At 67.2% G+C, this 8,599-nt stretch carries 7 protein-coding genes and 1 pseudogene; 5 read left to right on the plus strand and 3 right to left on the minus strand.

The window, feature by feature from the left end; all coding sequences use genetic code 11:
* Window positions 1-1,569: transposase (locus BST12_RS27890; protein WP_083116425.1), on the minus strand; the 1,569-nt coding region annotated here is incomplete at its 3' end.
* A gap of 39 nt (window positions 1,570-1,608) precedes the next feature.
* Between BST12_RS27890 and BST12_RS27895 the strand changes: the two genes are divergently transcribed.
* The 4 genes from BST12_RS27895 to BST12_RS27910 all read left to right on the plus strand — a co-directional run bounded on the left by BST12_RS27895 (window position 1,609) and on the right by BST12_RS27910 (window position 3,076).
* A complete protein-coding gene (locus BST12_RS27895) occupies window positions 1,609-1,995 on the plus strand; it encodes a helix-turn-helix domain-containing protein (protein WP_083116426.1) in 387 nt (128 codons plus the stop codon).
* Between the two features lie 134 nt (window positions 1,996-2,129).
* Window positions 2,130-2,330, plus strand: coding sequence for a transposase (locus BST12_RS35035; protein ID WP_083116427.1), 201 nt, complete (start codon window positions 2,130-2,132; stop codon window positions 2,328-2,330).
* Between the two features lie 58 nt (window positions 2,331-2,388).
* Window positions 2,389-2,622, plus strand: a complete 234-nt coding sequence (gene ctaJ, locus BST12_RS27905; protein WP_083116428.1) for an aa3-type cytochrome oxidase subunit CtaJ — start codon at window positions 2,389-2,391, stop codon at window positions 2,620-2,622.
* Window positions 2,609-3,076: a DUF5130 domain-containing protein gene (locus BST12_RS27910; protein WP_083116429.1), complete on the plus strand. Its 468-nt coding sequence runs from the start codon at window positions 2,609-2,611 to the stop codon at window positions 3,074-3,076. Before ctaJ ends, BST12_RS27910 begins: the two co-directional genes overlap by 14 nt.
* 38 nt (window positions 3,077-3,114) lie before the next feature.
* On the opposite strand, the gene BST12_RS27915 is transcribed toward BST12_RS27910, so the two are convergent.
* Complete coding sequence (locus BST12_RS27915; protein ID WP_083116432.1) at window positions 3,115-4,422, minus strand: PPE family protein; 1,308 nt, start codon at window positions 4,420-4,422, stop codon at window positions 3,115-3,117.
* Window positions 4,423-4,789: 367 nt separating this feature from the next.
* Window positions 4,790-7,399: an aminopeptidase N gene (gene pepN / locus BST12_RS27920; RefSeq protein WP_083116430.1), complete on the minus strand. Its 2,610-nt coding sequence runs from the start codon at window positions 7,397-7,399 to the stop codon at window positions 4,790-4,792.
* Between the two features lie 202 nt (window positions 7,400-7,601).
* Between pepN and BST12_RS27925 the strand changes: the two are divergent.
* Window positions 7,602-8,432, plus strand: a pseudogene (locus tag BST12_RS27925) (hypothetical protein); the annotation flags it as partial.
* Window positions 8,433-8,599 lie beyond the last annotated feature (167 nt).

Consider the following 8,599-nt stretch of genomic DNA (forward strand, 5'->3'; position numbering starts at 1 on the left):
TGTGGTGAACGTCGACGCCGTGAGTAAGGTGCCGCCGGTGGCGGTGCACTCGCCGGCCAGTCGGCTCAGCATCCTGCCCGGGGTGAACGCGGCGACCCCGCGGCCCCACCGCCGCGCCCAGGTCCGCACATCGACGTCTTCGGTGATCAGGTGGGGGCCGTGGGCGGCGACGATCGCCTGTGCGGTCTGGCGGGCGAAGGCGTCCTTGCGCCGGGTGGTCGCTGATGCGGCGGCGGCGTGATCGGCGCGCAGGTCCCGGTATGCGTGGGACACAACATCTTTGCGGTAGGCCTGAACGGGGTTGCCCGCACTGGTGGCCACCCGGGCGCCGGCGGGGGTATCGACGGTCCTGGTGGGCAAGCCGGCGGCGGCGCGGCGGTCGGCGCGGGCCTGCTGGTTTGGTGATAGCCGGTACTGGCTGGCGTTGGTTGCGCGCCGGGAGCGATCCAGTGCCCGCATCCGGTCGCGGGCCTTCTTGGCCTCCCGCACAGTGATCTGCTGCTGGTCGGGGGTGGCGGTGACATGCGAGGTGAGCACGGCCGGCCGCTCGCCGTGGGTGTCGATGCTGGCCACAGCGATATTGGAGACGTTGCCGTCGCCCCCGCCGATCCGCCCGGTCGGCGCGAACTGCCGCAGTTGGGCGGTGGTGGGTCCGACCCAGCCGGGGCCGAGGATCGTCAGGTGGGCCTGGTAGCGCCCGCCGCCGGGGGCGCGGCGGTCGCGGACCCGGCACAGGTCGATCTTGTGCCAGCGCGCCGGATCGGCCAGGAAGTGCGCCAGCCGGCCGAACTGACCCGCCCCCTGCGCCAGGCGCACCGGCATCACCAGATCCCCACCGGGCAGGCCGGTGTAGACCACCGCCAGCGGGCCGTCGTAGTCCCACCACGACCGCCGATTCCCGGCCGGTGCGGGCAGACGTTTGGGCTGGGCCAAGACGCTGCGGCCCGACTCCACTGCGCCGGCCGCCGCGATAGTGGCGCGCTGGCCGTAGGTGTCGAGGTGGCCCTGCAGCGAGCCGACCAGCCGGTAGGTCTCCCACACCGGCTGGGTTTTGGTGTGGGAGCGGGCCCGGCCGGGAATGCGGGTGAAGTCCCACCACGACCCCACCCGGGGCGGCCGGTGCCGTCGCCGGCGGCTATCGCAGAACAGGAACCGGTCACAGGACTGCCACACCTCGTCGGCGACATGCAACGCGGTGGCCTTGGTCAGATGGGCACGCATCCACCCGGCCCGCTCGACATGCACTTTCGCCCGGTCCTCAATGGCCTTGCGTGACAGGCCAAGTCGATGACGAACCGCCTGCGGGTCCCCGGCCCGCTCGTGGCGGGCGGCAAGATAGGCGCGGCTGGCCGCGCCGGCGCCCCGTTGCACAGCGCGACGCAGCCGAAACACTGCATCCCAATGCTTTTCGACCCGGCGGCGCATCACCGCATCACCGGAGAGGTCCAACTCCAGTGCGATGACCGCTACCTGCTCGGGCCGGCGCCAATTCGCGGTCTTCGACTTCCCCCGCCGCCGCACCGCCACGGCAGCAGCTACCACCGGATCGGGCAACGCGGCGGTCCTCACGCCCCGATTCTGTCGTAGGCCTCTGACAAATCCGGACAGGTGAGAATCACCAGACTGGGGCGGGCAGACGTCTACGCCCTGACCGGCGTCACCGTGGCCGAGGTCGACCGCAGCACCGCCATCACCGATCCCGGGCATCGGCCGGGCCGCCCACCAGGGCTGACCCACCGCGACCGCGTGCTGCTGACACTGGTCGCGCTGCGCACCAACCTCACCGAACGCGCCCTGGCGGCCATCTTCGACACCAGCCAGCCCACCGCCCATCGAATCATTCGCGACCTCACCGCCGCCGTCGCCGGGCTTTTCGTCCCCGACCAATTCGACGACACCGACACCCTGCTCTTGGACGGAACCCTCATCCCGGTCCACGACCAGTCATTACCCGACCGAGCAAGAACTACCGTCGCTCGGTCAATATTCAGGTGATTGCCACCCTCAATCGTCGGATCGTGCACGTAGGCAACGCCTGACCCGGCAACCGCAACGACATCGTCGTCGCCAAAGCCACCATCACCCTGCCCGCCGGGATCACCACACTGACCGACGGCGGCTACCGCTCCATGCCCGGCGCAACACTGCCACCCACAGACGACACCTCCCGCCTGGCCGAACACCGTCGTCGACGCGCCCGCATCGAACACATCCTGGCCCGAATAAAGGACTGGCAGATACTGCACCACTGCCGCCGACGCGGCAACGCGATCAACCTCGCCGCTCGCGCCGTCGCCTACCTCCGGAACACCAAGCTCGCACACTTATGAATCAACTCTTAGCTGACGTTCGCTGCCCCGGTGGGATACGGTTTGCGTCGTGAGCGTTATGCAGATCCATCTGCTTTTCATTGGCATCCCGTTGTTGCTGGTCATCGTGCTGGTGGGATTGATCTGGTCGCGCAAGGGCCCGCACCCGGCGACCTACAAGCTCTCCGAGCCGTGGACCCACCCGCCGATCCTGTGGGCAGCTACCGATGAAGACGTCGGGCACTCGCACGGGCATGGCGGGCACAACGCACCGGAGTTCACAGTTGGAGGTGGCGCAAGTGGCACGTGGTGAAGTTGCGACGATCGAACCAACCGAGCTGCCCTACGGCTGGGCTCTCACCACCAGCGGGCGCGTATCCGGGGTCACTGAGCCCGGCGAATTGTCGGTGCACTACCCCTTCCCGATCAACGACCTCGTCGCCGTGGACGACGCGCTGAAATACGGCTCGCGGGCGTCTCGGGCGCGGTTCGCCGTCTATATCGGCGACCTGGGCAGTGACACCGCCGCGCGGGCCCGCGAGCTGTTGGCCAAGGTGCCGACGCCCGACAATGCGGTGCTGCTTGCCGTCTCGCCCGACCAGTCCGCCATCGAGGTGGTGTACGGATCAGCGGTTCGCGGCCGCGGCGCCGAGTCGGCCGCTCCGCTCGGCGTTGCCGCCGCTTCCTCGGCTTTCGAACAGGGTCACTTGATCGATGGGCTGGTCAGCGCGATCCGGGTGCTCAGCGCGGGAATCTCACCCGCCTGACGTCCCGGCGGGTGCGCTGATCGAGTGGAGTCGAGGCCTTAAGGTGCGACCGCGAGTGCAGGACTGGCGTCCCACGTACTCGGCAACAGCGGCACCCGCATCCCGCCCCCGACTTCTTCGCTAGCCAAGAACGACAACCCGCCAGGTTGTCGGATCACCGCGTCGTGCGCGGTCCCGGCAAACCCTCCCAACGTCGCCGCGCCCCGCTCGGAGGCGGCTACTGCGCCCGACCCGGCCGCGGAGCCGCCAGCGGGGGCGATATCAGCGGCCAACGTGACAGGTGCCGCCGCGATCCCACCGGTCGGCAACGAGCTGACACCGCCTTGAGGCAACGCGGATGCATAAACCACCGATTGCGCCGTCGCCGCCATACCTCCGAGCAGCTCGCGTATTGCCTCGGCCACCGCTGTGGCCGCCTGGTTGAGCGCCCAGGACAGCGTTCCCAAAACCTTCCCCAGGAACTCAGCGACCAACGCGACAACTGCGTCCATTGCGCGCACGGTGATGTAGAGAAAGAGGATCACCAGTTGGGCGTCCAACAAGAACAACGCGAGCAGGTCGGTAATGAGCACGTTCAGCATGTGCAGCAGCTGAAGTAGATAGCCGCCTATCAGGACTACGTACGCCACCAACCATTGGCCCAGGTAGAAGATCAGTTCGACGCTGAAGGCAAACATCTCGCTGGCCAGGGCGGACACCGCCTGGCTTACGACCTGGGCAAGGGTTTCGATCAGTTGCCAGATCACGTCCCACCAAGGCGGCTGGGAAAGTGTTGGTAGTAGCGCACTTTCGGCGAGGTTGCCGACGCCCGGCTTGACCAGCACCGGCGCCGGCGGGGTGTGTGCCACTGCCGCTACTGCTGAAATCGATGCCACTTCGTAAGCGCCCATCACCGCGGCGGCCTGAATCCACATGCGCGCGTAGTCTGCTTCGTTGAGCGCGATCGGAATCGCATTGATGCCAAAGAAATTCGTCGCTATCAATACCCCATGAATGACATGATTGGCGGCCAATTCCGCCAATGTCGGCATTCCTGACAACGCGGTACTGTAAGCCACGGCCGCCGACTCGTGCTGGGCTGCCACAATCGAGCAGTCCGCGCTCGCCTCAGTTAACCAGGCCGTGTACACCATGTGCGCGGCCACAAAACTCTCCGCACTTGTGCCCTGCCATGCGCCGACTTGCACCCCGGCCAGCAATGCGGTGAGTTCGTCTGCCGCTAAAGCATATTCAGCACTCAGCGTTCTCCACACCACCGCGGCGGACAGCAACGGGCCGGGTCCGGGTCCCAATAGTGACGCCGAATGTACCTCCGGAGGTACGGCTGCCCAGTCACACCCGATCATCACAAGCCCGCCGTCTGGGCACCCCACCTGCATTCCTCCTCGTGTCGAGAGGCGGGCACCCTTGGCGCGGTGGTGATGTTTGAAGGCGATTGAAAAGGCTTGCGTAGTAACGCCATCCGCGACTCGGCCAGGTTGCCTGCGCTGGTCCGAATTAAGTAGTTACTTGCGGCTGTACCGGATTCGCTAGGGTTAATTCGCCCAGTGAGGACGCCACGATGAGGCGAAGTGCCTCGATATCAAGTGCCCGGTTGCGTCGGGGGTGCATACCGTCCGACAAAGCGCCAAATGCGGATGAAGGTGCACCCGCCACGAAGGTGAAGTCGGTGGCCGCAGTTGATCAGCCCAGAAACGCGTGCTGTTCTGAAGATCAGCCGTCGGCGGCCTGACGCTCCGGCTCCACCGCGTCGAACAACCGGGCCCGCAGCGACCGTTTCACTCCCGCTTGGCCTTCGAGTACCAGCCTGCGTAACGCCGGGGGTACCTCGGGGTCGCTGAGGAACTCGTCGGCGGCCGCGATTCCCTCTTCACTGATGTCCGAATAGGGGTAGAGGCCGACGACGACGGACTGGGCGACTTCGCTGGAACGCCGGGCCCAGACGCCCGGGATGGCGTCGAAATAGCGCGCGGTGAACGGCTTGAGCAACTCACTCTGCCCCGGCGCGGCTATCCCCGCGATCATCGCGCGCCCGGAGGCATTGGCCAAGGTGTCATCCTCGACCACGGTTAAGAAGGCCTTTTCCTTGACCTCGAGCTGAGGTCGCGCCGCGGACGCTTGGGCGGCGTGCCGCCTACCGGCGGCCGTGGGGTCGCGCTGAGCTTCCTCGTCGATCCGCGGCGAATCCGGTCCGTCGGCGTCGATGGCGCCGGCGGTCGCCAGCGCAATCACAATGCGCCAGCGCAGGTCGGTGTCGACGTCTACGCCCGCCAATCCCAGCGCCGCGGGGTCCGAAAGACCTGGGTCGACCAGGCCCGCCAGCGTCTCCACGTGCCGGGGCGACAGCACCGACGAGCACAGGGCGTTGATGTAGGCGAGCTGATGATCCGATCCGGGCTGGGCGGCGCGCGCCAATTCCAGCAGCCGGTCGGCGTACTGCGGCCAGCCGTGCTCGCGCGCCCACCCTGGCTCGGAATAGGAACCCAGCGCCGTCTGTGCCTGCATCAGCAGCCGCTGCAACACCCCGACTTCGGTTTCGGCGTGCACGCCGCCTGTCACCAGTGACACGAAGTCGCGGGCACGCAGTTCGGCCTCGCGGGTCATCTCCCAGGCCGCCGACCACGCCAGCGAGCGTGGCAGCGGCTCGGCGATGTCGGCGATGCGCCGCAATGCGGTCTGCAGCGATTCGGCGTCGAGCCGCAGCGAACAATACGTCAGGTCGTCATCGTTGACCAAAACCAGCTTTCCGCGCGAAACCCCAACCAGCGCAGGAACTTCCGTCGTCGAACCAGCAACGTCCAGCTCTTCACGGTGTACCCGGACCAGCTTGCCGGAGCCATCCTCGTCGTAAATGCCGATCGCCACCCGATGCACCCGGGTCTCGCCGGCGCCGGGCGCCGCACCGCTCTGCACCACCGCGAACCGGGTGAATTTTCCGTCGGCGTCGACGTCGAATTCGGGCCGCAAAGTGTTGAGCCCGGTGGTGCGCAGCCATTGCTGACCCCAATTCGACAGGTCGCGGCCCGAGGCCTGCTCCAGCGCGGCCAGCAGATCGTCGAACGTGGCATTGCCGAATGCGTGTGCGCGGAAGTAGTCGCGCAACCCGGCCAGGAAATGCTCCAGACCGACATAGGCGACGAGCTGCTTGAGCACCGAAGCGCCTTTGGCGTAAGTGATTCCGTCGAAATTCACTTCGACTGCGGCCAGGTCGGGAATGTCGGCGGCGATCGGATGCGTCGACGGCAGCTGGTCCTGGCGATACGCCCACGACTTCTCGACGGTGGCAAACGTCGTCCAGGCCTCGGTGTATTCGGTTGCCTCACTTTGGCATAGCACCGAGGCAAACGTGGCGAAGGACTCGTTGAGCCACAAGTCGTCCCACCAGCTCATGGTCACCAGGTCGCCGAACCACATGTGGGCCATTTCGTGGAGCACCGTCTCGGCGCGCCGTTCGTAGGAAGCCCTGGTGACCTTGCTGCGGAAGACGTAGTCCTCGAGGAAGGTCACCGCGCCGGCGTTTTCCATTGCGCCGGCATTGAATTCGGGCACGAACAGCTGGTCGTACTTGCCGAATGCATAGGGCAGCCCAAAGTGCTTGTGGTAGAAGCCAAATCCCTGCTTGGTTTCAGTGAACAACCGCTTCGAGTCCATGTGTTGTGCCAGCGAGGCACGGCAGTAGATGCCCAGCGGGATATTGCCGTGTTCGTCGCTGTAGGAGTCCTCCCAGACGGCGTACGGGCCGGCGATCAGGGCGACCAGGTAGGTGCTCATCCGCGGGGTCGTGCCGAAAGTGTGTACGCCATGCGCGATCGACGTGGTTGCGCCGTTGGAAACCACCTTCCAGTGCCCGGGCGCGGCGACCCGCACATCGAAAGTGGCCTTGAGATCGGGTTGATCGAAGCACGCGAACATCCGCTTGGCGTCGGCGGTTTCGAACTGTGAATACAGGTACGTTTCGCCGTCGACCGGATCCACGAAGCGATGCAGCCCCTCGCCGGTGTTGGAGTAGCGGCAGTCCGCGTCGACGACAAGGACATTGCGCTCGGCAAGGCCGCGTAGCGGAATCCCGGTCGATTCGTCGTAGTCCGAGATGTCCAGTTCCCGGCCGTTGAGGGTGGCGCTGCGGACGGCGTCAGCGGCGATGTCGATGACGGTATCGGCACCTGCGAGCGCGTCGAACGTCACGGTGGTGATGGACCGGAACGTGCGCTCGCCCGGCGCGCCCGAGCCGTCGGTCAGGTCGAGATCGATCCGGTAGTTGTCCACGGTGACGGCCGCGGCGCGTTCGGCAGCCTGGTCACGAGTGAGATTAGGAAGGGCCACGGGCTACAACATATCGGCTGGCAAACCGAAGGGTCAGAGCACGTCGCCGGCAGACATCCAAAGTCGTGTCGGCAGTGTGGCATTCGAGAATCCGCCGAAACGACTGCTCCGCTTAGTCCAGCCGGTATGACTTTCTATCGAACGTATCGGGCCGTTCCGCCGTGGGTATCAAAAGACATTTCGGTAGGAGGCTGTGATCGTCGGTGGCGCCGCGGGCGCAGGGGGCGATGGCGGCCCAGGAGCGGTGGGCGGGGCCGGTGGCACAGGGGGCACCGCAAGCGGGGCCGGTTCTGTTTCGTCGGTGACTGCGGCGGGCGGCAACGGCGGCGATGGCGGCGACGGTGGCGCCGGCGCGATGGGAGGGGCCGGTGGTGCCGGCGGCGCCGCCACAACGCAGGCCGTCAACGGCAGGACAGTCACGTTCGGGGGTGACGGTGGAGCCGGCGGAGCGGGCGGGACCGGAGCGATGGGTGGCGCGGGCGGCGCCGGAGGCAGCGCCGACGGCAACGGGGATCTAGTGCCGCTCACCGGCGGCAACGGTGGTCCGGGCGGAAGAGGTGGGGATGGCGTTGGCGGTGGTCTTGGCGGCCATGGCGGTACCGGTGGCGCCGGTGGTCGCGGCGGCTGGCTGATCGGCGACGGCGGCACCGGAGGTGCCGGGGGAGCCGGTGGTCTGGGTGGCACCGGCTCCACCGGCGGCTTCGGCGGTCTAGGTGGCGACGGGGGCACCGGCGGGGCCAACAGAAACGTGACCGCGACCATGGGCCAGGGCGGAGCAGGCGGCGACGGAGGCACCGGCGGTGGTGGCGGTGACGGCGGCGACGGCGGTAATGGCGGCGCCGGTGGCGCGGGCGGACTCATCGGCCACTCGGGCGGATCGGGTCTTGGAGGTACCGGCGGCGGCGGTGGCACGGGTGGCTCCGGCGGCCTGGGCGGCGCCGGCGGAATCGGCGGCAACGGCCCCGCCGCGGCGGGCAATACCGGCGCGACAGGTACCTCCGGTGCCGACGGCAATGGCGGTCAAGCGGGCTGAACGAGTCGGGCAGGTGCAAAGCACGCTCGCAGGGAACAGTTTCCACGCGGCTACGGTTGTGCTGAACGGTGTACTGACCGTCTTGGCGCTCAGGGAGACGGCAGCGAGATGAGGTTGCGTCCAGCAGAGTGGTGTACGAGTCGGACCTGATCAGCGGTACCGGCGTG

The organism is Mycobacterium angelicum (genome assembly GCF_002086155.1).
In the GTDB taxonomy this organism is placed as follows: domain Bacteria; phylum Actinomycetota; class Actinomycetes; order Mycobacteriales; family Mycobacteriaceae; genus Mycobacterium; species Mycobacterium angelicum.

Coding starts and splice junctions, on each gene's coding strand:
- BST12_RS35035 (WP_083116427.1), top strand. CDS start 2,130: ATGCCCGGCGCAACACTGCCACCCACAGACGACACCTCCCGCCTGGCC.
- ctaJ (WP_083116428.1), top strand. CDS start 2,389: ATGCAGATCCATCTGCTTTTCATTGGCATCCCGTTGTTGCTGGTCATC.
- BST12_RS27915 (WP_083116432.1), bottom strand. CDS start 4,422: ATGATCGGGTGTGACTGGGCAGCCGTACCTCCGGAGGTACATTCGGCG.